The organism is Neoakkermansia glycaniphila (assembly GCF_900097105.1).
Taxonomy (GTDB): domain Bacteria; phylum Verrucomicrobiota; class Verrucomicrobiia; order Verrucomicrobiales; family Akkermansiaceae; genus Akkermansia; species Akkermansia glycaniphila.
Genome location: NZ_LT629973.1, coordinates 343,944 through 370,380 on the forward strand (window position 1 = coordinate 343,944; position 26,437 = coordinate 370,380).

Annotated in this window: 26 protein-coding genes; 11 read left to right on the forward strand and 15 right to left on the reverse strand. The window is 58.2% G+C overall.

All coding sequences use genetic code 11. From position 1 onward, the window contains the following. Window positions 1-74: 74 nt before the first annotated feature. The gene (locus tag PYTT_RS01400; protein WP_067772645.1) at window positions 75-1,052 is read right to left on the reverse strand and encodes a phosphatidate cytidylyltransferase; all 978 of its coding nucleotides are present in this window, start codon (window positions 1,050-1,052) and stop codon (window positions 75-77) included. A 205-nt stretch (window positions 1,053-1,257) separates the two neighbouring features. Between PYTT_RS01400 and PYTT_RS01405 the strand changes: the two genes are divergently transcribed. The 6 genes from PYTT_RS01405 to hrpB all read left to right on the forward strand — a co-directional run bounded on the left by PYTT_RS01405 (window position 1,258) and on the right by hrpB (window position 9,270). Beyond that, a complete protein-coding gene (locus PYTT_RS01405; RefSeq protein WP_067772648.1) occupies window positions 1,258-2,904 on the forward strand; it encodes a fumarate hydratase in 1,647 nt (548 codons plus the stop codon). A 119-nt stretch (window positions 2,905-3,023) separates the two neighbouring features. Then, window positions 3,024-3,416, forward strand: coding sequence for a GxxExxY protein (locus tag PYTT_RS01410; protein WP_067772651.1), 393 nt, complete (start codon window positions 3,024-3,026; stop codon window positions 3,414-3,416). 40 nt (window positions 3,417-3,456) lie between these two features. Further along, entirely contained in the window at window positions 3,457-4,434 is a 978-nt protein-coding gene (locus PYTT_RS01415) for a phosphatidate cytidylyltransferase (RefSeq protein ID WP_067772654.1), read from the forward strand. Window positions 4,435-4,446: 12 nt separating this feature from the next. After that, window positions 4,447-5,475, forward strand: a complete 1,029-nt coding sequence (locus PYTT_RS01420) for a phosphatidate cytidylyltransferase (protein ID WP_067772657.1) — start codon at window positions 4,447-4,449, stop codon at window positions 5,473-5,475. 200 nt (window positions 5,476-5,675) lie between these two features. After that, complete coding sequence (locus tag PYTT_RS01425) at window positions 5,676-6,713, forward strand: hypothetical protein (protein ID WP_067772660.1); 1,038 nt, start codon at window positions 5,676-5,678, stop codon at window positions 6,711-6,713. A gap of 13 nt (window positions 6,714-6,726) precedes the next feature. Then, entirely contained in the window at window positions 6,727-9,270 is a 2,544-nt protein-coding gene (gene hrpB / locus PYTT_RS01430; RefSeq protein ID WP_067772663.1) for an ATP-dependent helicase HrpB, read from the forward strand. A 5-nt stretch (window positions 9,271-9,275) separates the two neighbouring features. Here the strand turns inward: hrpB and PYTT_RS01435 are convergent, their stop codons facing one another. The 6 genes from PYTT_RS01435 to PYTT_RS01460 all read right to left on the reverse strand — a co-directional run bounded on the left by PYTT_RS01435 (window position 9,276) and on the right by PYTT_RS01460 (window position 12,428). After that, window positions 9,276-9,764 (reverse strand): hypothetical protein, encoded by a 489-nt coding sequence (locus PYTT_RS01435; RefSeq protein WP_067772666.1) that lies wholly within the window; start codon window positions 9,762-9,764, stop codon window positions 9,276-9,278. A 46-nt stretch (window positions 9,765-9,810) separates the two neighbouring features. Continuing rightward, complete coding sequence (locus PYTT_RS13195; protein WP_141675689.1) at window positions 9,811-9,999, reverse strand: hypothetical protein; 189 nt, start codon at window positions 9,997-9,999, stop codon at window positions 9,811-9,813. Window positions 10,000-10,269: 270 nt separating this feature from the next. Then, window positions 10,270-10,680: a hypothetical protein gene (locus PYTT_RS01445; protein WP_067772672.1), complete on the reverse strand. Its 411-nt coding sequence runs from the start codon at window positions 10,678-10,680 to the stop codon at window positions 10,270-10,272. 105 nt (window positions 10,681-10,785) lie between these two features. Continuing rightward, window positions 10,786-11,040 carry a hypothetical protein gene (locus tag PYTT_RS13200; protein WP_141675690.1) on the reverse strand — a complete coding sequence of 85 codons (255 nt, stop codon included), beginning with the start codon at window positions 11,038-11,040 and terminating at the stop codon, window positions 10,786-10,788. A 206-nt stretch (window positions 11,041-11,246) separates the two neighbouring features. Next, window positions 11,247-11,696: a hypothetical protein gene (locus PYTT_RS01455; protein ID WP_156850302.1), complete on the reverse strand. Its 450-nt coding sequence runs from the start codon at window positions 11,694-11,696 to the stop codon at window positions 11,247-11,249. Window positions 11,697-11,891: 195 nt separating this feature from the next. Further along, window positions 11,892-12,428: a hypothetical protein gene (locus tag PYTT_RS01460; protein ID WP_141675691.1), complete on the reverse strand. Its 537-nt coding sequence runs from the start codon at window positions 12,426-12,428 to the stop codon at window positions 11,892-11,894. A gap of 315 nt (window positions 12,429-12,743) precedes the next feature. Here PYTT_RS01460 and ftsH point away from each other — a divergent pair, with 315 nt between their 5' ends. The 5 genes from ftsH to PYTT_RS01480 all read left to right on the forward strand — a co-directional run bounded on the left by ftsH (window position 12,744) and on the right by PYTT_RS01480 (window position 18,631). Next, window positions 12,744-15,134: an ATP-dependent zinc metalloprotease FtsH gene (ftsH, locus tag PYTT_RS01465; RefSeq protein WP_067772684.1), complete on the forward strand. Its 2,391-nt coding sequence runs from the start codon at window positions 12,744-12,746 to the stop codon at window positions 15,132-15,134. A gap of 19 nt (window positions 15,135-15,153) precedes the next feature. After that, on the forward strand, window positions 15,154-15,513 hold the full coding sequence (rsfS, locus tag PYTT_RS01470) for a ribosome silencing factor (RefSeq protein WP_067772688.1): 360 nt from the start codon (window positions 15,154-15,156) through the stop codon (window positions 15,511-15,513). 7 nt (window positions 15,514-15,520) lie between these two features. Next, on the forward strand, window positions 15,521-17,779 hold the full coding sequence (locus PYTT_RS01475) for an ammonia-forming cytochrome c nitrite reductase subunit c552 (RefSeq protein ID WP_067772691.1): 2,259 nt from the start codon (window positions 15,521-15,523) through the stop codon (window positions 17,777-17,779). Window positions 17,780-17,918: 139 nt separating this feature from the next. Beyond that, window positions 17,919-18,101 carry a hypothetical protein gene (locus PYTT_RS13205; protein ID WP_141675693.1) on the forward strand — a complete coding sequence of 61 codons (183 nt, stop codon included), beginning with the start codon at window positions 17,919-17,921 and terminating at the stop codon, window positions 18,099-18,101. Then, the gene (locus PYTT_RS01480) at window positions 18,098-18,631 is read left to right on the forward strand and encodes a thioredoxin-like domain-containing protein (protein ID WP_067772694.1); all 534 of its coding nucleotides are present in this window, start codon (window positions 18,098-18,100) and stop codon (window positions 18,629-18,631) included. Before PYTT_RS13205 ends, PYTT_RS01480 begins: the two co-directional genes overlap by 4 nt. A 131-nt stretch (window positions 18,632-18,762) precedes the next feature. Here PYTT_RS01480 and PYTT_RS01485 read toward each other — a convergent pair whose 3' ends face one another. The 8 genes from PYTT_RS01485 to PYTT_RS01515 form a co-directional block, all read right to left on the reverse strand. Next, window positions 18,763-19,230 carry a DoxX family protein gene (locus tag PYTT_RS01485; protein ID WP_083076420.1) on the reverse strand — a complete coding sequence of 156 codons (468 nt, stop codon included), beginning with the start codon at window positions 19,228-19,230 and terminating at the stop codon, window positions 18,763-18,765. Between the two features lie 116 nt (window positions 19,231-19,346). Then, window positions 19,347-20,420, reverse strand: a complete 1,074-nt coding sequence (locus PYTT_RS01490) for a GNAT family N-acetyltransferase (RefSeq protein ID WP_067772697.1) — start codon at window positions 20,418-20,420, stop codon at window positions 19,347-19,349. A gap of 17 nt (window positions 20,421-20,437) precedes the next feature. Next, on the reverse strand, window positions 20,438-23,800 hold the full coding sequence (gene secA, locus PYTT_RS01495) for a preprotein translocase subunit SecA (RefSeq protein ID WP_067772701.1): 3,363 nt from the start codon (window positions 23,798-23,800) through the stop codon (window positions 20,438-20,440). Window positions 23,801-24,041: 241 nt separating this feature from the next. After that, window positions 24,042-25,202 (reverse strand): radical SAM/SPASM domain-containing protein, encoded by a 1,161-nt coding sequence (locus PYTT_RS01500; RefSeq protein ID WP_083076408.1) that lies wholly within the window; start codon window positions 25,200-25,202, stop codon window positions 24,042-24,044. 316 nt (window positions 25,203-25,518) lie between these two features. Beyond that, window positions 25,519-25,695, reverse strand: coding sequence for a hypothetical protein (locus tag PYTT_RS13210; RefSeq protein WP_156850303.1), 177 nt, complete (start codon window positions 25,693-25,695; stop codon window positions 25,519-25,521). 38 nt (window positions 25,696-25,733) lie between these two features. Continuing rightward, entirely contained in the window at window positions 25,734-25,937 is a 204-nt protein-coding gene (locus PYTT_RS01505; RefSeq protein WP_067772708.1) for a hypothetical protein, read from the reverse strand. 38 nt (window positions 25,938-25,975) lie between these two features. Beyond that, a complete protein-coding gene (locus tag PYTT_RS01510; protein ID WP_067772711.1) occupies window positions 25,976-26,179 on the reverse strand; it encodes a hypothetical protein in 204 nt (67 codons plus the stop codon). Between the two features lie 37 nt (window positions 26,180-26,216). Further along, the gene (locus PYTT_RS01515) at window positions 26,217-26,390 is read right to left on the reverse strand and encodes a hypothetical protein (protein ID WP_156850304.1); all 174 of its coding nucleotides are present in this window, start codon (window positions 26,388-26,390) and stop codon (window positions 26,217-26,219) included. Between the last annotated feature and the right edge of the window lie 47 nt (window positions 26,391-26,437).

Consider the following 26,437-nt stretch of genomic DNA (forward strand, 5'->3'; position numbering starts at 1 on the left):
AAAAGCAGAAACGAAACAGGAACACATACATACGCCACCCTCGGATTTCGAGCCGAGAACACTCATCTTTTTCCTCAATCCGCAACGGCCGGAAACACATTCGACAGGCCCAGCAACAGCAGCCCGCCCACCACGGCCACCCCCACCGTAAAAGCAAGACTACCCGTCAACGCGATCCCGCTCCCCCACCTGCCGAACGCATCCGGAGCATCCTCTCTTCCGAAACTCCTCCGCACCAGCGAAGAAGCGAAATTGCCGAAATACGCCAACAGAACGATAGCCAGCAGAACGGCAATCAGGAAAAACGGCTTGTGCAGAATCGGGAACCGCAAGCAGTACGCCAGAATGAACCCTGCATCCGCCGTCAGAATCATCGCTCCCATAAATCCCTCCCATGTCGTCGCAGGATGCTGCACCGGAGCCATGCGTGCCGACTCGAACAAACGCCCGCCGAACAACACACCGCAACCGTGCGCAAACAGATCCGCCAGCTTCGTCACCACCATCAGCCAGACCAGAATCGAAAAAGCCTCCCTCGGCAGCGTACCGCCCGCCGCATCCATCCCCACCAGGCAAAACAGTGCGAACGCCAGCATCCAGCAGGGAAACACAAACGAAAGCACCGTCAGGCCGATATTGCGCACCGCGCGCTCGAACCCGTCCGCGCGGAATGCCTCCCACGTCAACGCAAGCACCATCAGCATCACCAGATAAAAACAGGCAAACACCCCGGCAGCCGCCACCGCATACAAATCCCCCAAATGGGCCGACCAACCGTTGGAAAGCACCAGCACCCTGTCGCGGGCCTCCACGGCAATCGCTGCCAGAAGCCAGGGATAGGCCAGCCCGGCGCACAAGGCCAGCTTCCCCTGCGTATAGCCATCCTTCTCCCGCAGCAGGCGGTGCCAGTCGAGCGTACCCATATTGCACAGCCCGCACACGAGCCCCGCATAGCCCCAGGCTGCATCCACCCACCAGACCACGGCCAGCAGGGCAAACAGCAAAAAAGTACCGGGAAAACTGGATAACACGAGTTTGGAAGAAGCAGTCATGGGAGTCGAGGGAAATCAACTCCCTTTCTATCACGAATCCATCATCGGGAACAAGCACGACTTGTGTAACAGAAGTGTAACAACATCCTACCCGGCCGCCGAATTCCCAGCCAAACAGCCGAACACGCCTCTTTCTATCCATTCGGGAGACACTGCATTTTTGCGCTGGAAATTCGGAGGTAACTCCGCTATCATGCCTCCTGTTATGGCTACGCCTCCGTTTCACTATCAGGATCCTTTCCCCCTCGGCGAGGATAAAACACAGTACCGCCTCATCACCAAAGACTACGTGAGCATCGGCGAATTCGAAGGAAAACCGATCCTCAAAGTTGCGCCCGAAGGCCTCCGCCTCCTCGCCGCCGAAGCCTTCCACGACATCGCCTTCTACCTCCGCCCCGAACACCTCAAAATGGTTGCGGGCATCCTGAGCGATCCCGAAGCCAGCGAAAACGACAAAAGCGTAGCACTCACCCTCCTCCGCAATGCCGAAGTGGCCTCCCTGGGCATCCTCCCCTTCTGCCAGGACACCGGCACCGCCAACATCGTCGGCAAAAAAGGCCAGCAGGTCTGGACCGGATGCAACGACTGCGAAGAACTCTCCCACGGCGTGTACGACGCCTACACGCAGAACAACCTGCGCTACTCCCAGACGGTCGCCCTCGACATGTACAAGGAAAAGAACACGGGAACCAACCTTCCGGCGCAGATCGATATCGCCGCCGTCGAAGGCATGAAATACAGCTTCCTCTTCGTCGCCAAAGGCGGCGGCTCGGCCAACAAAACCTACCTCTATCAGGAAACAAAAGCCCTGCTGAACCCGGCCACGCTCAAGAAATTCCTCGTCGAAAAAATGAGCACCCTCGGCACCGCTGCATGCCCGCCCTACCACGTCGCCTTCGTCGTCGGCGGCACCTCGGCGGAAATATGCCTGAAAACCGTCAAACTCGCCTCCACCAAATACTACGACACCCTCCCCACCGAAGGCAACGAACACGGACAGGCCTTCCGCGACCTCGCCCTTGAAAAGGAACTGCATGAAGAAGCCTGCAAACTCGGCCTCGGCGCCCAGTTCGGCGGCAAATGGTATGCGCTCGACATCCGTGTCGTCCGCCTCCCGCGCCACGGCGCATCCTGCCCCGTCGGCATGGGCGTCTCCTGCTCCGCCGACCGCAATGCCAAGGCGAAAATCACCCCCGAAGGCATCTTCATCGAGCAGCTTGAGCGCAACCCCGGCCAGTACATCCCGGAAGCACTCCGCACCGTCCAGCCCACCGCCGTCAGCATCGACCTCAACCGCCCGATGGACGAAATCCGCGCGGAACTCTCCAAATACCCCGTCACCACCCGCCTCAGCCTCAACGGCACCATCATCGTCGGCCGCGACATCGCCCACGCCAAACTCAAGGAACGCCTCGACAACGGCGAAGGGCTGCCCCAGTACATCAAAGACCACCCCGTCTACTATGCAGGCCCGGCCAAAACACCGGAAGGCTACCCCTCCGGCTCCTTCGGCCCCACCACTGCAGGCCGCATGGACTCCTACGTCGACCTCTTCCAGGAAAACGGCGGCTCCCTCATCATGATCGCCAAGGGCAACCGCGCCCAGTGCGTCACCGATGCCTGCAAAAAACACGGCGGCTTCTACCTCGGCTCCATCGGCGGCCCCGCCGCCATCCTGGCGAAAGACAACATCAAAAAAGTCGAACTCCTCGAATACCCCGAACTCGGCATGGAAGCCGTCTGGAAAATCGAAGTGCAAGACTTCCCCGCCTTCATCCTCGTCGATGACAAAGGCAACGACTTCTTCGCCCAAATCCGCGCCAACTGGGCCTGCCCCGCCTGCGCGCACTAAACCTCAGAACACCGGAGCGGGAACACAGAATAACGCAGATAGAAAAGACTGACTCAGAAATTTCTTCTGCATATCCTGCACATTCCCCGCTCTGGTTAAACCCATCGTCATCCGGCCCGATGTACACCCGTGACAGCGATCCCTTGACATACGACGTCATCGGCGCAGCCATGGCCGTACATCGGGAACTCGGATGCGGCTTTCTGGAATCCACCTATCAGGAAGCACTGGAATGGGAACTGCACACCCAAGGCATACCTTATGAACGGGAAGCCAAACTGAACATCCATTACAAAGGCCACCTACTGCCGTCTTCCTACCGTGCAGACTTCGTCTGCCACGGCACTCTCCTTCTGGAATTGAAAGCCCTCACCCACCTCTCAGGCACGGAAGACGCACAAATCCTCAACTACCTCAAAATCACCAAACTGACCAAAGCCCTCCTCTTCAACTTCGGCACCCCTCAACTATATTACAAACGCTACATCATGCCACCCTCTGCGGACATCTGAGAAACTCTGCGCATATCTGCGATCCTTCCCCCTCATTTCCATGACACCCAAGCTCAAAACCTTCCTCGAACGCCTCTTCAGCACCGTCATCCTCCTCACCCTCGTCGGCGGAGTCCTCTGGTGGAACAGCGTCTGGGGCTATGCCATCCTCATCTGCCTCCTGTGCAACCTCACCACCATCGAATGGTACGCCATGCTCAAGGAGAAAAAAGACTACGCCCAGCGCTGGCTCGTCCTCGCAGCCGGACTCCCCTACCCATGGCTCCTCTTCCTGCTCGGCCACTTCAGCATCAAAGAAACATGGTGCCTGTACTGCGACACTCCTCACGTTCGCAGCATCGACACCACTCAGGCCGTTACCGCCTTCTCTGCATTCGCCTTCTTCGCCGTCGCACTCGTGGCCGTCGTCTCCTTCGTCTGGGAAATGCGCCGCCCCATTGAAGCCGACCGCGCCCTGCGAAGCGTCGGCACCACCCTGCTGGCTTTCATCTACCCCGTATGGATGTTCAGCTTTGCCCTTGCCTTCCTGATCGCGGAAGCCCATGGTGCACACCTCGCCGACAGCGCTGTCGGCATGCTGCTCTGGATCATCCTCGTCACCAAACTCACAGACATCTGCGCCTACGTCAGCGGCGTCCTCATCGGCGGCAAAATCTTCGGCGACCGCAAAATGATCCCTCACATCAGCCCGAAAAAAACGTGGGAAGGCTTCATCGGCTCACTGCTCCTCACCACCGCCGCGGGCTTCGGGCTGGCAACCGTCCTCATGCCTGCCGCACTGCATTACCCGTGGATACTGGCTTCCATCATCATCATCATCGCCCTCCTTGCCGTCATCGGAGACCTCGCAGGCTCCCTCATCAAGCGCAGCCTCGCCGTCAAAGACTCCGGCTCACTCTTGCCGGGAATCGGCGGCATCTTCGACCTCATCGACAGCCCCGCCTTCACCGTCAGCATGATCGTAGGCGGAGGAATCAGCCTGGGAGCATTCTGCGCCAACGTACTCCATCTCTTCTAACCCGGTTCGTCCATGCCCCCGGCTACCCTGCACTCCTGCGTCCGGACCCTCCTTCTTATCATCGCCGCCTGCGCCGCAGCCATATACAACCGACCCGCCTGCTACGCCGTCCTGATCTGCCTCCTGTGCAACCTGTCCATTCTGGAATGGGCAGCATCCCTCAAGAAAAACGGCATAACCTGCCATCGCAACCTCCTCCTTGCGGCAGGCCTCGCCTATCCATGGCTCATGGCGGGCGCAATCCTCGGCATGTACAGCCAATATACCCGGCAAACACCAATCCTGCAATTCGGCGGCAAAGGGGACCCATCCTTCCTCCTGTTTCCCGACTCGTCCGAACAGCTCCACATCCTCACCTCCTTCTTCACCCTTTCGGCAATCTATCTGGCATGCTTCATCGCAACCTCCGTCCTGTGGGAAATGGCATCACCCGGAAACCAAAATAAAAACCTCTCCGCCATCAGCGGCACCGTCCTGCCCTTCCTCTTCCCCGCCTGGTTCTTCTCATGGGCTCTATCTGCCCTCATCCCGACCGGAAACACGCCGAGCCACATCCTGCCGCCCGTCATTCTCCTCCTCCTTGCCTGCGGCCTCTTTGAACTGCTGGCTGCAATCTTCAACAAATGGCTGGGAGGAAAAATCTTCAAACGCAACCCTCTAAGCAGACACATTGCCCCCGAACGCACATGGGAAGGCTTGCTGGGCGCGACTGCTACCCTCTCCATCGCCGCCGCCACTGCCCTGCTGTACCACTGGCCCGACGCATGGTTCAATGCCTCTTCTCTCGACTGGACGGAACACCTCCTCACCATCATCAAATTCATTCTGATTTTCGTCATTTCCATTCCCGCCCTCATCTTCGGCATGGGACTCCTCGCCCACTTCGGAGCCTTGACCGCGATCTACCTTCGCCAAACCTTGGGCATCGAACAAACAGAAAACCGGCATATCTCAACCCTCCTCGGCAGCCTCGGCCTGCCGCTTGCTGCCTCGTCCGCACTTCTGGCGGCCATTGCCTTGCTGAACAACCTCCCAACCTGAATTTCAACCATGGAACAAGTAACAGCTCGACGCAGCGCCGTCGCCTCCATGGTAGCCTGCATCGGATGGACAATCCAATCGACCAGACCGAACACCGCCAGAGTACGGCCACAGCGCCTGTTACACTCCTGTGATACAATTCATCATGGCGTCATCGACGCGATTTGTGCTACAAAAGACTGGAACTCGCCTTTTCACGCATGAACGCCACCCCCAAAACACCGTTTCCTTCCTCCGGACGGCATGCAGCCGCCAAAGCCGCATTCACCTTCCTCGTGCTACTCTCCGCCGGATGGATCGTCCTTGATAGCAACTCCCTGCCCGTGTACATCGTATGCTTCTGCATCCTGTGCAACATGGCAACCCTTGAATGGAGCCTGCTCCTCGAAGAAAAGAAAAAACTTTGCCACCGGTGGCTCATCCTGCTTCTGGGACTTCCCTACCCATGGCTGCTCGGATTCGATGGAGTCAGAATATTCACCGTCTCCGTCCTCGGGTGCGCCTACCGCTCCGGAGGACAACACGAATACCCTGACCCATGGAATGTAGCCATCGCCTTCATCGGCTTCATCGCCATGGCCGCCCTGCTCTGGGAAATGACACGATCCTCCGAACCGGAAAAAAGCCTCGCTTCCGTCTCCACCGACCTGCTCGTCTCCATCGTCCCGGTCTGGTTCTTTTCATGGGGAATCATCGCCATCCTGAACGAAAGCATAAACCTCCAAACCCTCGTTTTCGACGCATGGCCGCCTGCTGTTAAAATCATTCTCATCGCCCTCTCCTTCAACGCTGCCTCATGGCTCATCAATCGCAGCGCCAGCGGCTTCCTTCCCCGCGGCCACACATCGTCATCCCCCAGCCCGATCCGAAAACCATGGCACACCTTGATGGGTTCATGGCTCCTCGTCTCTGCCATCTGGATCATCATCACCGTGGTGCAAACACCTCTCTTCTCGCTCGACTACGAACACACGCCTCCTCCCCGGATTGAAATCCTGCGTGCCTTGCTCCCGCAATCCCTGACCATCCTGGCCACCGTACTGGCCGTCGCCTGCATGACTGCCTGCGGCAATCGGGTCTGCATTACACTCAAACGCAGCATCGGACTCACGCGCCACCGATCTCTGCTTCCCGGCCTCCCGGGCTTCGTCCCCCTGCTGTGCGGGCCGGACTTCGCCATCGCCGGATGGCAGCTCCTGAACACCGCCGAACGCCTCTTCCACTACATCTTCACCTGATCCCGACATCGACATGCTCCCCATCGACGACATACGCCCCGACTTCCTCTCCGCCGCCAGCAGCCCCGGTGCCCGCATCCTGTTGAGCGCTCCCACCGGCTCCGGCAAATCCACGCGCATCCCCGGCATGATGCTCGAAGCCGGATGGGGAGAACGCGGCACCGTCCTCGTCGTCCAGCCGCGCCGCCTCGCCGCGCGCCTCCTCGCCGGGTACGTCGCCCGGCAATACCCCTGCCCCCTTGGGCAGGAAGTCGGCTACGCCGTCCGCTTCGACAGCCGCCAATCCTCCAAAACACGCATCCTCTTCGTCACCGACGGCATCCTCGAACGCCGCCTCACGGACGACCCCGAACTTCGCGGCATCAGCGCCGTCATCTTCGACGAAATCCACGAACGCCGACTCTCCGGAGACCTCTGCCTCGCCCGCGTCCTCGACCTCACCCGCACCGTCCGCCCCGACCTCGGCCTCGTCGTCATGTCCGCCACGCTCGACATCGACCAGCTCCACGCCTACCTCGGCCCGGAAACCGCCATCCTCCGTGCCCATGGGAAAATGTACCCCGTCGAAACCGAATACATGCCGCCCCGCCCCGTGCGCGACTCCCGGGGCATCATGGCCCCGCCACCCGTCTGGCAGCAATGCGCGGACGCCCTCCGCTCCCTCATCCGCCACGAAAACTGCGGAGACATCCTCATCTTCCTCCCCGGCGCCTACGAAATCCGCAGAACAGCAGAACTCCTCGAACACGCCTCGTGGCTCAAAGACCGCGACATCTACCCCCTGCACGGCCAACTCTCCCCCGAAGCCCAGAACAAAGCCGTCGAATGCGGCACAAGGCCGCGCGTCATCATCTCCACCAACATCGCCGAAACCTCCCTCACCATCGAAGGAGTCCGCAGCGTCATCGACTCCGGCACCGCCCGCGAAGCCTGCTGGGACCCTCGCCGGGGCATCTCCACCCTCCACATCGTCCCCATCTCGCAGGCTCAGGCCGAGCAGCGCAAAGGCCGCGCAGGACGCCTCTCCCCCGGCTACTGCATCCGCCTCTGGAGCGAGGCGGATCACGCCCGCCGCGCCCCCTTCCCCTCCCCGGAAGTCCACCGCGCGGACATCAGCGCCGCCTACCTCAACCTCCTCGCCTGGGGGCAGAAAGGCCGCGAAGGCATGGAAACATTCCATTGGCTCGACGCCCCCTCCGCCGAAGAAAGCGAACGCGCCTGGCAACTCCTCGAAGACCTCGGAGCCGTCACCCCCGAAGGCACACTCTCCTCCATCGGCAGGCGCATGCTCGCCTACCCCCTCGCCCCCGTCCTCGCCCGCCTCATGATCGCCGGGGAAGACGAAAATTGCCAGCCGGAAATGGCTGCCATCGCCGCCCTCATCCAGGGAGAAAACATCCTCCTCGGCGGAGAACCCCACGACAGCCTCAAAGAACCGGACGACTACACCGACTTTCAGGCCGAATGGCGGGCAGTCGAAAAAGCCCGCGCCCTCTCCTTCGACCCCTCCGCCTGCAACAAATGGGGCATCATGGCCCGGGCCGCACGGGAAATCGACCGCGCGTGGGAACAACTTCTCAGGGGGCGCGAAGGCACCCCGCCGCCCGCTCCGGACTTCCACCGCGCCCGCCAAGGCATCACCCGCGCGCTCGTCGAAAGCTTTGCCGACCGCATCGCCGCCCGCAACGGCATCGCCGCCAACACCGCCCGCCTCACCCGCAAACGCAGCGGAAAAATCGCCTCCGGCAGCGTCGCTCTCAAAGGGCAGCTCTTCGTCGCCGCCGAAGTCGCCGAAATCGGCGGCCGAGGAGTCGAAACGAAAATAGGCCGCTGCACCCTCATCACCATCGACGACCTCAAAACCGCCACCGGCAGCCTCATCGAAGAAACCGCAGCAGCCTACGACAAACAGCGCAAACGAGTCTTCCGCCACCTCCTCACCCGCTATCGCGACCTCATCCTCGAAGACCGCGAAAAAGGCGATGCCGACCCCGAACAGGCCGCCCCCCTCCTCACCGAACAAGTCGTCGCCGGCACCCTCTCTCTCGACCACTGGGACGGCCACGTCGAACAATGGATACGCCGTCTCAACGGACTCCGCCAATGGATGCCCGAACTCGAACTCCCCTCCTTCGACACCGAAGACCGCCTCGTCGCCATCGCCATGATCTGCGAAGGAGCTATCGGCTACAAAGACATCAAGGAACGGCAGGTCATGCCCGTCCTCCGCGAATGGCTCTCCCCGTGGCAGCGCGAAGCCCTCGACCGCTACGCCCCCACCTCCCTCCAGCTCTCCAACGGCCAAAACGTCAAACTCCGGTACCGGGAAGACTCCACCCCCGTCTTCGGACTCAAAGCCCAGCTCCTCTTCGGCGTCCGGGAAACACCCGTCATCGCGCAGGGCAAAATCAAAGTCCTCGCCGAAATCCTCGCCCCAAACCAGCGCCCCTGGCAAATCACCGACAACCTCGCCGGATTCTGGAAAACGGGCTACCCCCAAATGAAAAAAGACCTCGCCGGACGATACCCCCGGCAAAAATGGCCGGACGACGTCTGAAACGCCTACCTCTCCGCCGGCAAACGCCTGCCTGTCCACTGATCCTGCAGCTTCTCCCACGGATCGGCCCCGCGCGCCGGGAAAACCGTCGCCACATGCAAAAAAGGCAGCAACACCGCTGGCACCAGCACGCACCAGACTCGCACCTTCCCATGATAGGCTCGATACATCGCAGCAGCAGCCGGCCACACGACAAACACCACCGCTACGCCCATCGACGTAACAAGCCGCCACACCAGACGATTCCATACCCAGTGGGGCACGGAGCCATCCCGCAATGAATACTCCATCCTCAGCTCATACCATCCCACAGCAACACACCCTATCAAAAACGCAACCAGCCCGGCCAGCAGCAGCCGCCACCAATTCATTTGCGCAGGTGGCTCCTCGTACTCCAAATCCAGCCACGTCGGTTCCGGCATCTTGAGCAGCAAATACAGAATCAGAGGCAACACGAACACCTCAATCAAACCGAGCAGAATAAGAACAAACATCGCACAAAAAACTTTCAAACGTGCCACACACAGGCATCCTGTTACGTCAGGGAGCAATCTGCCTGCCATTCACCAACGGCTCCTCACATCGTGCCGGAGCAGGCAAATCCCAAATTCCCCAGTAAGGCAGCAGCGACACCCCGATCAGAATGGCCGCCAACCATCGGCACCGCCACAATCTGCCGCCATACACCACACCCAGCGGAGCCACCGCCAGAACGGAAGACAGTGCCATCAAGCAAAGCAACTCGTTCCACCTGATACAGTAATAATACGACTCACGGCAAACCTCATCCTTATATAAGCAGCACACCATCCCACTGCCGAACAAAACCATCACGGAAGCCAAAACAACCCGCCACCGCGCAACCTTCCGCGCGCTGACCGCCACACGCCCGTCCTCGTCATAGTCAGGCATCAACAACCCGCTGACCACAAAAGGACCGAGCGGCATGCCGATCAAAAAGGCTATAAAAAAACATTCCTGAAACCATTCAGCCATCGTTCACCTCCAATCAAAAGCACACAAAACTACAACATACGGAGCTGATACTACGATCGCAAGGCATAGCCACTCCCGAACATCCACCCTATACCCCTTGCCACGCGCTACCACAAGCGGACCAATCCCCACCAGTACAGACACCGCCATACAGACCAGCAAACCTCCCCACAAATATGCATCGGAAAACGCACACCGCGGCATCGCAAGAGCGAACCCGAACGAAGCATAAACACCCAGCAGGAAAAAACCGCACATCCCCACAAACAAGGACGCCAGCGCTAGCCTCGCCTCCGCACCGGAACCATGCTTTTCGGCATACGCCGTTTCACCTTTCTCCTTATCGGTAATAATCAACCGAAAAACTAAAAAGGGGGTCATCAGCAGAAACAGCACAAAAAACAATACTTCCATAGGGTCAAAGGAGCAGTCACAAAAATTGTAGCAAAAAACCGCCAGCCGTCAATCCCGACATGCCCCGGCCTGCACATTGATGTCAAAAAGGCATCCTTGCCTTCATCAGCAGAAAACCTCTATCGCAAACACGGCGGGAGGAAACAAAGCCGCCGTGACAATAACCACCCACACCCGCAAAGGCACTGCATACCCCATCAACTTCACCACCAGAACAGGAACAACACCCATCGCCAAAGCCAGCAGAAACAGCCCCGGCATCTTCCATGCCAAATCCGCCCCCTTCCCCTCCGTCACTACCACCCGACTCCATTCATCATTGGAAAGCAAACCGTCCCCCCAGCTCAACCACTTAAACACAACAACGGCAAACCTGCAGCCACCCCACACCAGCAATGCAGCCGGGCATAACCTCCACCATGAAGGACCGGACTTCGAGCAACCATCACTCTTGGCAGCCCGTCCCGGCTCGCCTGAAGCCAACAGCCATCCCAGCACAACGGGAGCCGCCAAGGGACACAATCCCAAAGCAAACCAAAACAAAACGCTCAATATCTCTCCCAGCATCACATCAAACCTTTCATCACTTCCATCCCCACATACGCGACATACGGCACTATGGCCGCAACGGGAAGCCCGATCCACACCCATGGAGCCATCCTGAACCCCATGCAACGCGCCGCCAACACGGGAGCAACCGCCATCAGCACCGACACTGCACCATAAAACAGCAACCCTCCGATGAAATACCATTCGATCGAACAAAGGCCGCCCCGCTCCGCCATCCCGGACTCTGCATCTGCAAATAAAATAATCAAGGAAAGCACAAGATAGGCACGCAGCATGAAAAAACCGGCGACGCCTGCCAAAACGATCGACAGCCAAAGCCGCACCAATGCCCCAACACTCTCCTCCTGCATGCGCAGCCGTACATTCTTCTCTTTGTTGAACGTAATCAACACAAAAACGAGCACGGGAGTCGCGAACAGAAAAAACACACAGAAAAACAGATCCACAGGAAAAAGAAGGGACGGCATCATAGGGGAAAAGGGTGAGGAGGGGAAACGGAAGTGTAGCATAAAACGGCCCGCCGTCAATCCCGGTTTCGCCCCTCCCTATCCTTCGGAATACAGGAAATACCGCATGCAAAAACGGGCAATTCCATCACCTCGACAGCCTGCAGAACGCAGAAACACCGTCCGGGATCAGGATCATCCATCGGAAAGAGTCTTCCGCTCCGCTTCTTCGGCCATAGTCTGGAGCTTTGCCCAAGGCGGACGCAGTGTAGCAACCTGAACAAACGGAAACAAAGCGGCCACGCTTAAAATCACCCACACCCTCAAGGGTAACACCAGCTTCCTGTCCAAAACAAACAACGCAGGAATCAAAGCCATGCACAGAGACAAAGCCATAGCAGCCAGCAACTCGGCAACCTTCACATCATACTCGTATTCATCTGCATAATAGGGTACGCCCTGCGGATAATCCATATGCCCCACATACTCGGCCATCGACTCCTTATACAGCAGCACGACCAAAGAACTGCCCAGAAACACCAGAACGGCCGATAAAACAAGCCTCCACCATGCAGTAGCCTTCACCGATCCCTCTCCTCCTTCTCCATGGGCACATGCCTTCCTGTCCGCCAGCAAAAAAAACAGCAAAAACGGAGCACCGACAACCATGCCTACCAACACGTAACCATCCCACGGCACATGAAACCACCACACAAGCAGGCAGCACAACACGGCAATCAAACATACACGTAAACACGCTCTCATCTGTAGCACATCATAACAAAAAGGCAAATCCCGTCAATACCGATCCCCCGTTTTGACCATACAATGTCATACAGCGCGCCGACCGCCCGTCACCGGAGGGAATGGAGAGATCCCTGTGCATATCCATACACATCCGTATAATCGCCTATAGCCCATTCAACAGGCTACATGCAAAAGCCCATGGTATTTCTCCGTATGTCTCGAAATATCGTTTGCAAGCAGGAAAACGCACGGTAAGATTACTGCTCGCATTCGGGAGCAAACCCGAAATCTTCGAACGCCATGTCCGACCAAGAACCACCACAGCCGTCCAATCGTCCGCCTTCGCAGCCCAACAAGCCTGCCACCCCCACTCCCAACTGGGGTGTCTGGGTACTGATCCTCCTCATCGTCGGCGTTCTGGCTTATGCCTTTATCGGCCCCAACTCCATGGGCTTCGGCTCCAAAAAACTGACACTGGCCGAATTCACCTCCCTCTACCGGGACGGTCGCATCGTTCAGGACAACAAAAAATTCCCTCTTGAAGTCGTCCTTTCGGACAGCTCTCTGGACGGCACCATCTACGCCAACCGCTACATCGACAAGGTCAAACCGACAAAAATCACGGAACACACCTTCTACATGCCCTTCTCGACGGAAGACAACATCAAGGGCCTGATGAACGACCTCGGCATCACCGACATCGCGGACGACACCCTTGAAGAAGCGCCGACCGCCCTCGCCAGAATCGAAGCCAAACACCAGCGCATCGACCTTGCCACCTTCAAACGCCTTGCTCAGGAAGGCAGGCTGCAGCCCATCGAACACAACGGCATCAAAACCCCGGCGCCCCAAATCTTCTACAACGGCAACCAGGGCGTCGTCGTCGGCACCTACATCACGAGAACATGGCCCGCACTCGACAGCCAGCCCAACATGCTCGAAAAAGTGGAAGTCCCCTTCTCGCGAGAAATGGAACGCGACAAAGTCATGGAACTCCTCGGCAACGTTGCCGTGCGGACGGACTCCAGCACATGGCGCACCATCCTCGTCAACCTTCTGCCCATCCTTCTCGTCCTGCTCATCCTCTTCTTCATCTTCCGCTCGCAGACCGGAGGCAGCGGCCCCCGCAGCGCGATGAACTTCGGCAAAAGCCGCGCCCGCCTGAACTCGCCGGGCAGCAACAAAATCACCTTCAAGGATGTCGCAGGCGTCAGCGAAGCCAAGGAAGAAGTCTGGGAAATCGTCGAATTCCTCCGCAACCCCGCCAAATTCCGCAACCTTGGCGGCGTCATCCCGAAAGGCATCCTCATGGTAGGACCTCCCGGCACCGGTAAAACCCTCCTCGCCCGCGCTATCGCCGGCGAAGCGGACGTACCCTTCTACACCATCAGCGGTTCCGACTTCGTGGAAATGTTCGTCGGCGTCGGAGCCAGCCGCGTGCGCGACATGTTCAGCGAAGCGAAAAAACACTCTCCCTGCCTCATCTTCATCGACGAAATCGACGCCGTAGGCCGCCACCGCGGACACGGCCTCGGAGGCGGACACGACGAACGCGAACAAACGCTGAACGCCCTCCTCGTCGAAATGGACGGCTTCTCCGCCACGGAAAACGTCATCGTCATCGCCGCCACCAACCGCGCGGACGTACTCGACCCCGCCCTGCTCCGCCCCGGCCGCTTCGACCGCCAGGTCACCGTCAGCCTGCCCGACGTACAGGGCCGCGAACAAATCCTCCGCGTCCACGCCCGCAAGGTCAAAATGGCCGAAAACGTCGACCTCAAACCCATCGCCCGCGCCACCGTCGGCTTCTCCGGAGCGGAACTCGCCAACCTCATCAACGAAGCCGCTCTCCTCGCCGCCCGCAAGGACATGCCCGCCATCACCAACGACGAACTGGAAGAAGCGCGCGAAAAAGTCCGCTGGGGCCGCGAACGCCGCAGCCTTGCCATCAGCGACAAGGAAAAACGCATGACTGCCGTACATGAAGCGGGCCACGCCATCTGCATCCTCAAAACCGAAGCCAGCGACCCGCTGCACAAAGTCACCATCATCCCGCGCGGCCCTGCACTCGGCGTCACCATGAGCCTCCCCGGCGAAGACCAGTTCAGCTGGCACCGCAGCGAAATGCTCGACCGCATCGTCATCTGCATGGGTGGCCGTTGCGCCGAAGAAATCGTCTACGGCGATGTCTCCAGCGGAGCCTCCGGCGACATCCACACCGCCACCGACATCGCCCGCCGCATGGTCTGCGAATTCGGCATGAGCTCGCGCCTCGGCCCCGTCGAATACGGCTCCAGCCACGGTGAAGTCTTCCTCGCCCGTGACATCAGCCAGAACACGAAAAACTACTCCGAACACACCGCGCAAATCATCGACGAAGAAATCCAGCGCATCGTTCAGGGCGGCTACGACCGTTCCATCCAGATCCTCAGGGACAACCGCGACAAGCTCGACCTCATCACGGACGCCCTCGTCACCTACGAAACCCTTTCCGGCGACCAGGTGCGTGAACTCCTCGAAAACGGCACCATGAGCTCCCCGCCGGACAAAACCTCCCCGCCGCCCGTCCCCTCGGACGACGACGAGGAAACCGACCTGCAAACGCCGGACGACGAACCGCCTCCCTATAAAAACGACGACGAAGACCAGAACGGCGACGAAGTAGCGCCGCAATCTCCCTCCAAACTGTAAGAAACATCCACACAACGACATGTCTCCCGATTCCAAAGAATTGGCACTTGCCTGCGCACAGGCCGCCTCCGACATCAAAGCTGAAAACGTCAGCATCTACGACCTGCGAGGCACATCCTCCATCACCGACTTCGCCGTCATCTGCACCGCATCCTCCGTCCCCCACCTGCGCGCCGTCCTGCGTGATGTGGACAAAGACGTCGACGAAAAATACGGCATCTCGCCCGTCTACGCTGAGCGCACCCCGAATGCCCTCTGGTCCGTCCTCGACTACATCGACGTCATGGTACACGTCATGTCCGAAGAAGTCCGCGAATTCTACCAGATGGAACAGCTCTGGAAAGACGCCACCCGGCTCGAATGGACCGCGCAACCCTGACGCCTCCATGAGCAAAGCGTCCATCGCCATCACCCGACTCATCCGCGGCGGAGCATTGGTCTCCGCCGTCGGCATCTTGAGCCTGCTCACCTCCTGCTCGAAGGATGGCGATGACTCCGGCGCAGCTCCGCCCAAAAAAGTATTCTCCGGCATCAGCGGCCACTGGGATCAAAGCCAGATCCCCATCTCCATGCAATGCGGCGCATGCCACCCGGACCAGTTCCGCAGCTGGGCGGAATCCGACCACGCATGGGCCTTCCGCAGCCTCAACCCGAAATGGGATGCGGAAGCCTTCCACGGTCACAAACTCAAGGCCCACGGCACCACCCTCTCCTTCCAGACGGACGACAAACAACAGCGCTCCATCCTCGACATACCCACCGGAAAAGCCTGGACAGCCAAATGGGCCGTCGGCCGCACGCCCCTCGTCCAATACATAGTCCCCGCAGAAGATAAAGGCTACCACACCCCCAGCGCGGCATGGGACATCCTCAAGCATGAATGGTTCGACATGTTCGGCAACGACAGCCGCCAGCCCGGCGACTGGGGTCACTGGACCGGGCGCGGCATGAACTGGAACTCCCAGTGCGCATGGTGCCACATGAGCGGATTCCAGAAAAACTACAACCTCAACAAACACACCTACCACTCCGACTGGAAAGAACCCGGCGTCTCCTGCATCCAGTGCCACGGCCCCCTTCTCAAGCATCCCGAAAAAGGCACCGGATGCATGATCTCCACCAAAACCAAACCGGATGCCAAACAAATCCGCGACAACTGCGCCACCTGCCACGCACGCCGCCACGAATTCGACCATGACTTCGCCATCGGCGACAAATTCGACGACCACTTCCTCCTCATCCTGCCCACCCAACCCGGCGTCTTCTGGCCCAACGGCATGCAGCGCGATGAAGACTACTGCGAAACCGGGCTTCGCCTCAGCCGCATGGGCAAAGCCGGAGTCACCTGCATCGACTGCCACGACCCTCATTCCGGCACCCTCAAACTCCCGCAGGAAGACAACTCCCTCTGCCTCCGCTGCCACGGCAACGGCACCAAAGTCAACGGCATCGCAGCCCCCGTCATCGACATCGCCAAGCACACTCCCTGCCCGCAAGGCAGCAAGGGAGCACGATGCGTCGAATGCCACATGCCTGAAAGCAACTACATGGCGCGCGACCCGCGGCGTGACCACTCCTTCAACAGCCCCGACCCTCAAATGAGCGTCGAACTCGGCATCCCCAACGCCTGCACCATGTGCCACCGCAACAAAACCGACTTGCAGGCAGCGGAAGACGTACGGAAATACTACGGCGACAAACCCAAAATGGCAGCCTACCGTGACCGCACCCGCGCCGTCCAAATGGCCTACGACAACAAACCCGGCGCACGCGAAGCCCTTCTCAAAGCACTTGCCAAAGAAGAAAACGGCGCATGGAAAGCCACCCTGCTCGACCTCCTTGCCACCTATCCGGCCGATGAAGCAATCATCCGTGCCGCCAAAGACGCCGCCAGCGAAGAAGAACCCCTCGCCCGCGTAGCCGCCGCACGCATACTCGGCTCCGCAGGAAATGCCGCAGCAGAACCGTTGCTTCACGACCCCATCCGCGCCGTACGCATACAGGCAGCCTGGGAACTTCGCGACAAACTCGACCGCAACACCACCGCCTTCAAGGAACTCGAAGCCGCGGCGAAACATCAGGCGGACCAACCCGTAGGAGCCATGAAACTCGCCGAACTCGCGAGACTTCAGGGCAACTACGACATTGCCGACTCATGGTACCGCAAAGCCTGCGAATGGGATGCCACCTCCGCCGCCGTTCACCGGGACTATGCCATCTTCCTCTCCACCTGCGGGCGCACAAAAGACGCGCTCAAATACATGCAGAAAGCAACCTCTCTTGATCAGGACGATGCCTCCCTCTGGTACCTCCTCGGGCTGGGATTCGTCGAAACGGAGCAAAACCAAAACGCCCTCCTCGCCTTCTCGCAGGCCATCACCCTCGACTCGGCCTACACACGGGCCCGCTACAACCGCGCCCTGCTCCACAACCAGATGGGGCAATGGCAGGAAGCCCTCAAGGATCTCGATGCATGCCTGCAGGCCGAACCGACGCAACCCGACTTCCTGTATGTACAGGCCACCATCTACCTCGAACACGGAGACAGGCGGAAAGCTGCGGCAAAAGCCCGCGAAGCCCTGCGCACCTCTCCGCAATATGACCGGGCACGCCAAATGCTGCAATACCTTGGCGAGCGCCCCTGAACATCCGCGGAGGCACCTTGATCTGCCAGCAAATCGCCGCCTGCGCCACAGTTTTGACTTCACGAGCTCATGGCGAAGATTCCCGCCAAATAAAACGCTGCACCTGCACACCGTCGCCAGACTACAGCAGGCAGCCTTCATGAACCTGCCTCCTCTTTTGATTCTTCATGGCGCAACGGCATCTCTGCAAAAGCGAACAAAAATCGAACCGACATCATCGGCAACACAGATTTTATCAGGCATGACACGTAAAATAACGTCTTTTCCCCTTTCATATCTTGCTAACGAAAATGCATTTGCTATCATAAAAGAACAACAATGAAAGCAATCACCATTATCTCGATCTGTTGTGCCTGCGCTTCGGCTTTCGCCTTCGCCCAGGATACGCCCGCCGCTGCCACCACCCCTGCTGCCGCAACAGCGCCGGCTGCCGGTGCATCCAAGCTCGGCGCCGAACTCAAGCCCGGCCTCGGTCTGACCGACGGCAAATGGGGGGAAAAAACGCCGAACACCAAGGCCGAATACTACATCGCGTACTACAGCGCCAGCTGGTGCCCGCCCTGCCGCAACCTGGCTCCTCACAGTGTCGAAGGCTACAACAAGCATATCGCCGGACAAGACAAAGTCGAACTGATCTCCATCAGCTTCGACCAAACGCCGCAAGCTGCCAAAGCATGGGCCGAAAAGGAAAAAATGCCGTGGGTCATCTACCCGCGTGACAAAGCTCCCGAATTTGCCATGAAACATGCTCCGAACGGCATCCCGACCATGAAGCTGATCGGACCCGACGGCAAGGTTATCGCCGAAGGCCGCGACATCGCCCAGCTCATGTCCAAGGTACCCGCCAAATAAGCGGAAATCGACTCACATCAACAATGCAACAGAAAGCCGCCTCATAAGAGGCGGCTTTCTCTTTTATCTTCTGCCCGACTATGAAAAATGGTAGCCATAGGCCGCCATCGAAACATTGACCGGGTCACACCTCAACAATCCCGAGCCTTCAGAAGCTTTCCGGTAATGAAATGATCCACGGAAAGTTTCCCGGCTCCTGTCAGGAACAAGGCCACATACGCCACCAGATAAACTACTCCCAGTTCATAGGAGGCATTCCATGACGTGCTGGGATCGAATACGAACACGATCACCGAAAAATTGATAATCAGAACCAAAGCAGCCAGGCGTGTCAGGAAGCCCGCAATCAGCAGAATCGAACAGAACAATTCGGCGGACATGGCGAGGAACAGGGACAGAGTCGAACCGATGCCCAAAGGATCAAGCCAGGCACCTCCCTTCCCTTCCAAAAGCATCTCCAACTTTTCCCACCCGTGCACCGACATCAGCACACCGATACCGACACGCAAGACAAGCAAGCCGAGTTGAGTTGTATCAGGCCACGGGACACTGAGCAGCTTACATGCACCGCACGATTTTTCTGAAGCATTCTTATCCATATAACGCATAGATGCCGCGTGATGGAAAAGCGTTCAAAGAAATATCCGAAGAAGAAGAAAACGCTCTTTTCCAGCACATTTCTCCACATGCAATCTAACAAAAAATCCAACTTTTTTTACAACTCCCGGCCAAACACGCCGGACGATCTGCCACTCAGCTCCAAGGCACGTCGGCGCGCGGCGGGAAGCACGTCGCGCGATAGCTCGGCATAATGCAAATGATCTCGGAAATACTCCACGGCACTGCGGGAAACGGCAAAAATATGACTGAAGCCCAAATCCTTTGCCTTCTTCTCGACGAACTGGCACAAAGCGCGTCCGTAACCGTGCCCCGCATAATCGTACTTGATATACAGGCAACCCAGCTCCGCACAATCGTCGTCGGGATAAGGATAAAGCGCTACGCAACCGACAATGCTGCCATCCAGCGTAAACACGGAATAAGCATCCAATCGCGCCAGAATATCCTCGTACGTGCGGTCCACCAGCTTGGCATCTACCACCGAACGGGCGATCATCGAAAGAAGCTCGGGAATATCCTCCTCTTCCAGAGGGCGAATCTCGCGGTAGGAGTCGGTATGCACCATCGTGCCGACCCCTTCTTCAGAAAACAGCTCATCCACCAGCACACCGCGGCGGCGGCCGTCCAGCAGATGCACGCGGGCAATACCCCGGCGGCATACCTCGGCAGCCATCTCCAGCACATACGCGTGCGTCACGTCCGCTGCCTGGGAAACCTCCCTCTCCAGAATCGAGAAAATGGGCTTGCCCCCGCGCATGGGAATATTCCCATCCATCAGCGCGATATACTTCACCGCCTTCAAATCGACGGCAAGCTGTACGGACAACTCGTCGAAATTGCCGCATGCGCCCGACGAAACGACGGGCACCTGATTACGCCCCAGAATCTCCCGCACGCGCTCTACCGCACACGCTCCCGCACTCAGAGAAGCCTGCACGCAGGCGGAACGCATCTCGCAGCGGCGCGAGCGGTCGTACAGGCTGGCGGCACGGTCGTCCTCCGCAATCAGCACCAGCTTCACACCAATCTCCTGCAAAGCATCGAGATCAAGCAGAGCATCGACCAGCTCTTCGGAATCCACCAAACTCTCCGCCACATGGACAACGAACAGCGTGCCGCGGAAATACGGCACGTATTCGAGTACGGAACGGACATCAAGAACGCCCATCTTGGTCGATTCAGGCGTTAGCGTGTGAAGGGAGAGCTGTCGCCCATGCTGCCGGAATCCATGGATCCCAGCGTTTCGGACGGTTCCGCTTCCTCTCCTTCCACATCCTTCTCATCGACGGATACCGGAGCTTCGGAGCCCGGTTCACGCTTGATGTTGACGGAAATCTTGCGCTTGGGAAGAGTCATCGGCTTTTCCGTGCCGAACGAAGGAACCGCATCGGACACGGCGGAAATCGACTCGCTCATGTAAACCGACTCGTCCTCTGCGTGCTCAGCCACAGGAAGGGCATCCTGCTGCTCCTGCATCCCGCGCAGATTCGCCATCTGGTTGCGCAGGGCGGCGAGCAGATCGCCGCCGCCGAAGAGGCCGTTCAGACCGCTCAACGATCCTTCGAGATTGTCGTTTTCATCGTTGCCTTGCGGCAAGGAAGCGAGGAAATCTTCAAAGGCGTCGAGATTCGTCGTGCTGCGGAAGAGATTGTTGAGCGTCTCGTTCTCGATGCTCGTAATCAGATTCTCGAACATCGTGTAGGCTTCCGCCTTGTATTCCACGAGAGGATCCTTCTGGCCCTGGGCGCGCAGGCGCACACCTTCTCGGAGAGCGTCCATATTCGTCAGATGCTCCTGCCAGTGCTTGTCGATCGCCTGCAGAAGAATCTGGCGTTCCATATGGTCGAGATGTTCGGCACGTTCATGCTCCACCTTCAGCTCGTAGGTTTCCTTCACCTTGCCCACGATCATCGCGGCGGCTTCATCCACGCTCTTGTTCAGGAAATCCGTTTCTTCGGCAGACCAGCCGAGCGGGAACGTCGAATTGCACCACTGCAGCAATTCGTCTTCCGACGTGCGACCTTCTTCATCCGGAGTCAGATGTTCAAGGCACTTGCGCGATACGACTTCGTCAAGAATCTCGTAAATCAGCTCGCGGGGTTCTTCGTACGTCAGCGCATTATTGCGGTTGCCGTACACGATCTCGCGTTGCTTGTTCATCACGTCATCGTAATCGAGAACATGCTTGCGCCACATGTAGTTGCGCTGTTCGACACGCTTCTGCGCACCTTCGATGATCTTGTTCATCAGCGAGTTTTCGACGGCTTCGCCGTCCTTCATGCCGAAGCGGTCCATCATCTTCGTCATGCGCTCGGCACCGCCGAAATTGCGCATCAAATCGTCTTCGAACGAAAGGAAGAACTGCGAAGCGCCCGGGTCGCCCTGGCGGGAGCAGCGGCCGCGCAACTGGCGATCGATGCGTCGGGATTCGTAGCGTTCCGTACCCAGCACGAACAGGCCGCCCAGCTCGGCAACACCCTCGCCAAGCTTGATGTCCGTACCGCGGCCCGCCATATTGGTGGACACGGTGACGGCGCCCTTCTGACCCGCGAGAGCGATAATATCGGCTTCGCGCTGGTGGTTCTTGGCATTCAGCACTTCATGCGGAATCTTGGCACGCTTGAGCATGCGGGAAAGAGTTTCCGAAGCATCCACACTCGCCGTACCGATCAGCATCGGCTGGCCTTTCGTGTGCAGCTCCTGAATCTTATTGATCACCGCATTGAACTTTTCACGGCGCGTCTTGAAAATCAAATCATTGGCATCCTTACGAATGCAGGGGCGGTTCGTCGGAATGGGCAGCACGTCCAGCTTGTAAATATCGTGGAACTCGGCGGCTTCCGTTTCGGCGGTGCCCGTCATGCCCGCCAAGTGTTTGTACAGGCGGAAATAGTTCTGAATCGTGATCGTGGCATACGTCATGTTTTCGCGCTCCACTTCTACGCCTTCCTTGGCTTCCACGGCCTGATGCAGGCCATCGCTCCAGCGGCGGCCGGGCATTTCGCGGCCCGTGTTCTGGTCGATGATGATGACCTTGCCTTCGCGGACGACATATTCCACATCCTTTTCGTAAATCGTGTAGGCCTTCAGCAGCTGCGAAGTCGTGTGCAGGCGCACGCCCGTCTCATCGAGGCGCTGCATCAGATCACGCTTGCGGGCTTCCTTCTCGGCTGTCGTCATGCGCGGATTTTCATCCATGTTCGCCAACTCCGTACCGAGATCGGGCAGCACGAATGCTTCCGGATTGCCGGGAGAAATCACTTCGCGCCCCTTCTCCATCAGGTCGGCATCGTGCGTCTTCTCATCCACCGTGAAGTACAACTCTTCCTTCAGCTGGTAGAGCTCGCGCTTGCGCGTATCCTGATACAGATACGTCTCGAACTTTTCGAGCATGCGGCGGTATTCCGGTTCTTCCATCGCACGCATGAACTGGCGGTTGCGGGGCGCACCCTGCTTCACCTTGAAGAAATAGCGGCCGGCTTCTTCAAGGCGGCCTTCCTTGGCCGCCTCCATACCATTCGCCATCAACTCATTGCAGAGAAGAGCCTGCTCCTTCACCACGCGTTCGATCAGCGGGCAAAGAGTATCGTACTGCTGCTCGCGGTCGAGCACGGCGGGGCCGGAAATGATAAGCGGTGTGCGGGCTTCATCCACGAGAATGGAGTCCACTTCGTCGATAATCGCGAAATAGTGGCCGCGCTGCACCTGCTCCTTGCGGCTGCTCGCCATCCCGTTGTCGCGCAGGTAGTCGAAACCGAATTCGGCATTCGTACCGTAGGTGATGTCGCAGTTGTACTGCTCGCGGCGCAGATCGGAAGGCATCATGCTCTGGATGCAGCCCACCGTCAGGCCGAGATACTGGAAAAGCGCACCCATCCACATCGAGTCGCGCTTGGCAAGATAATCGTTCACCGTCACCACGTGGACGCCGAGGCCCGTCATGGCATTCAGCACAACGGGCAAAGTCGCCACAAGCGTCTTGCCTTCACCCGTCGCCATTTCGGCAATATAGCCGCGATGCAGAGCGATGCCGCCGAGAAGCTGCACATTGAAATGCACCATATCCCACTTCATCTTCGTGCCGCAAACATCAATCTCCGAGCCTTTCATCGCGCGCGCTCCGGCCTTCACGGCAGCAAACACTTCGGGAAGAATATCTTCCAGATACTTGGCACGAATCTTGTCGAAACGGGGTTCAATCTCGGCGAAGGCAACCTTGCCTTCTTCAATGGATTCGGGAGTCGGCGCAATCGTCGGAAGCTTCGGAAACACGTCGTCCAGCGAACGGAACCGCTTGTTCAGCACTTCCGCCCATTCGGCCAACTCTTCGGGAGACGCCATCGAAATCACGCTGCGCGGAGGCAGCACAAGCGGCGTAAAACGATGCAGATAAGCCTGCCACTGGCGAGTCTTCTGCACCAGAAACTCCTGCTTCACGGGGCCCCAGGATTCTTCAAGAGCTACGATACGCTCCACAATAGGCCTCAATCTGCGCACTTCACGCTGGTTCTTTGAGCCGACAATCTTGGTAAGAATCCACTTAAGCATAATATTGGTAGAAAACTGTAAACCTCCGGCATGCCTGATGCGCGTGCAGGAGGTGCAAAATCATATAGAACTTGCGGTTACAACGCAAGCCTACGTTTCATCTTTCGCCTATTCATGACGCAATCCCTGCATGATACGGCCCTCCGCACCGCACTTCGGACAAACGGCTTCCACCGTAAAACAGAAGCCGGGCGGCAACACGCACCCGCATCCCCGCCCGGCACCCGAAAACAAACCATTCTCAGACCTCTTTCGACTCCGCATCCTCGAGAGCTTCGGGAGTCACCCCATAAAACCGCCATAGGAAATCGGCGTTGCGCTCGCTCCAAAGAGCTTCCGCCACAGAATCCGACACATCGATCGACATCTTTTCGTGGAAACACGTAAACGGCCCCACCATCCCGATATCCCCGCCGGACGTCACATAATTCACACACCCGCACCAGCTCATGCATCGCTCGCGCACAGGACACACGAAACATACCGGATTCCTGTTGCCGCGCTCTGCAATCAGGCGCAGGCGGCGATCCGTATCGTACCCCGACCACACATTGCCGAAGCGAATATCCTCCGCATCGTCATTGCCCACGAGACGGGCGCAGGGATAAAAATTCCCGGCGGCGGACACGGCCACCTCCTTCTCGCCCATACTGCACTTGTCGCAGGTTTGGTAGCCGCCCTGCACATGGGTCTTGATCTTGCCGTCGATCACATTCACATGGATCGGCCTGCCCTCGCGGAACCTCTGCACATAAAAATCCGCCATCTCCCGGTACTGTTCGCTCAGAAGCTCCAGAGCCTCCTCCGTCCAATCGGCGGAAAAATTGGGATTCAGCGCAATATTCACGCGAGTCGCATCGGCCAGCCAGCGCACGGAATCCGCCAGATGCCGCACATTCGCGGGATCCACCACGCACACGATCTCCGCCCGGCTCTCATGCCCCTCCAGCAGCGGAAGAGCCTTGATGCAATCGGCATGCGACCCCTTGCCCCCGGCATACTTGCGCCATGTATCGTGCATCGCCTCGTTGCCGTCGAGAGACAACCCGAGATAATAGCCGTTCTCCAGCAACCATGAACACTTCTCCGCATCCAGCAGCGTCATATTCGTCGTCACCGTATGGCGCACGCGCACGCCCAACCGGTCGGCCTGCTCGTGAACATAGGCATGGCAACGCTTCAACAGCTCCCATTCCAGCAGCGGCTCGCCGCCGAAAAAGCCAAGCACCATCGAAGGAGCCTCGGTCAAGCCGAGCTCCACCTCCGAAAGACTCTCCTTCAGGCTGAAATCAATGGCGGCCTTCGCCACCTCCCATTCCATCGTCTTCCGGTGCTTGCGGCCCGCATAGCAATACCCGCACCGCAAATTGCAGTCATGCGTCAAACAAAGCGTCAAATCCATAATCGTGTCATCAGTTCAAATCTTAAAAACAGCCTCCATGCCATCCGGCGCATTCGCACCGGACACATGGCAGGGCAGGCTTCGGTCCGGCATTTGCCGGAGCCGGAAGCCGTCATTTTTGCTCAACCCTAATCACCCCTCCGGTAGGAGAGACCGATCCCAAATCCGGCTGCTGGCAGGAAGCGAGAACGCAGGATGTTGCAACGAGGGCGGCTACTTTGACCAAAACGGGATAACCGCATTTGGCAGGTTCTTTGGGTGGTTGTACTTTCATCATCTATAATAATTGGTAGAAATTGAATATTGAACAAAATCGTCACTTCTTGTCCTTGGTCACAAGAACGGTTGTCGGCTCAAGAGGAACCTGTCCGATTTCGGTAATCTGTTGCTGCTGGCACGCGCCCACGGCACAGGAAACCGCCACGAGAGCGGCCACTTTGGCCAACGCGGGATAACTGCGTTTGGCTGTCTCTTTGTATGCTTGTACTTTCATATGGATAGGAAAAAAGATGTATGATGACTGCCGACAAACTACTTCTTGTCTTTGCCGAGAATAATCTGATGCGGCATGGGAACACCCGGAGTCCCTCCCGGCACAGCCGGTTTCACCGTTGTGTCCGCATTTGCGGCAGGCTGGCATGCGCTCACGGCGCAGGAAACCGCCACGAGAGCGGCCACTTTGGCCAACGCGGGATAACCGCGTTTGGCTGTATCTTTGTATGCTTGTACTTTCATATGGATAGGAAAAAAGATGTATGATGACTGCCGACAAACTACTTCTTGTCTTTGCCGAGAATAATCTGATGCGGCATGGGAACACCCGGAGTCCCTCCCGGCACAGCCGGTTTCACCGTTGTGTCCGCATTTGCGGCAGGCTGGCATGCGCTCACGGCGCAGGACACAGCCACAAGGGCGGCCACTTTGGCCAAAGCAGGATAACTGCGTTTGGCTGTATCTTTGTATGCTTGTACTTTCATATGGATAGAAAAAAGATGTATAATGATTGCCGACAACCTACTTCTTGTCTTTGCCCAGAATAACCTGATGCGGCATGGGAACACCCGGAGTCCTGATTTGCTGCTGTTGCTGGCACGCGCCCACGGCGCAGGACACAGCCACAAGAACGGCCACCCTGGCCATGGTCGGGTATGTTTTTCGAATCGTCGTTTGGTATGGTTGGACTTTCATGATCGGAAACTGTATGTATGGATCAAAACGCGAAGGGATGTACAGGA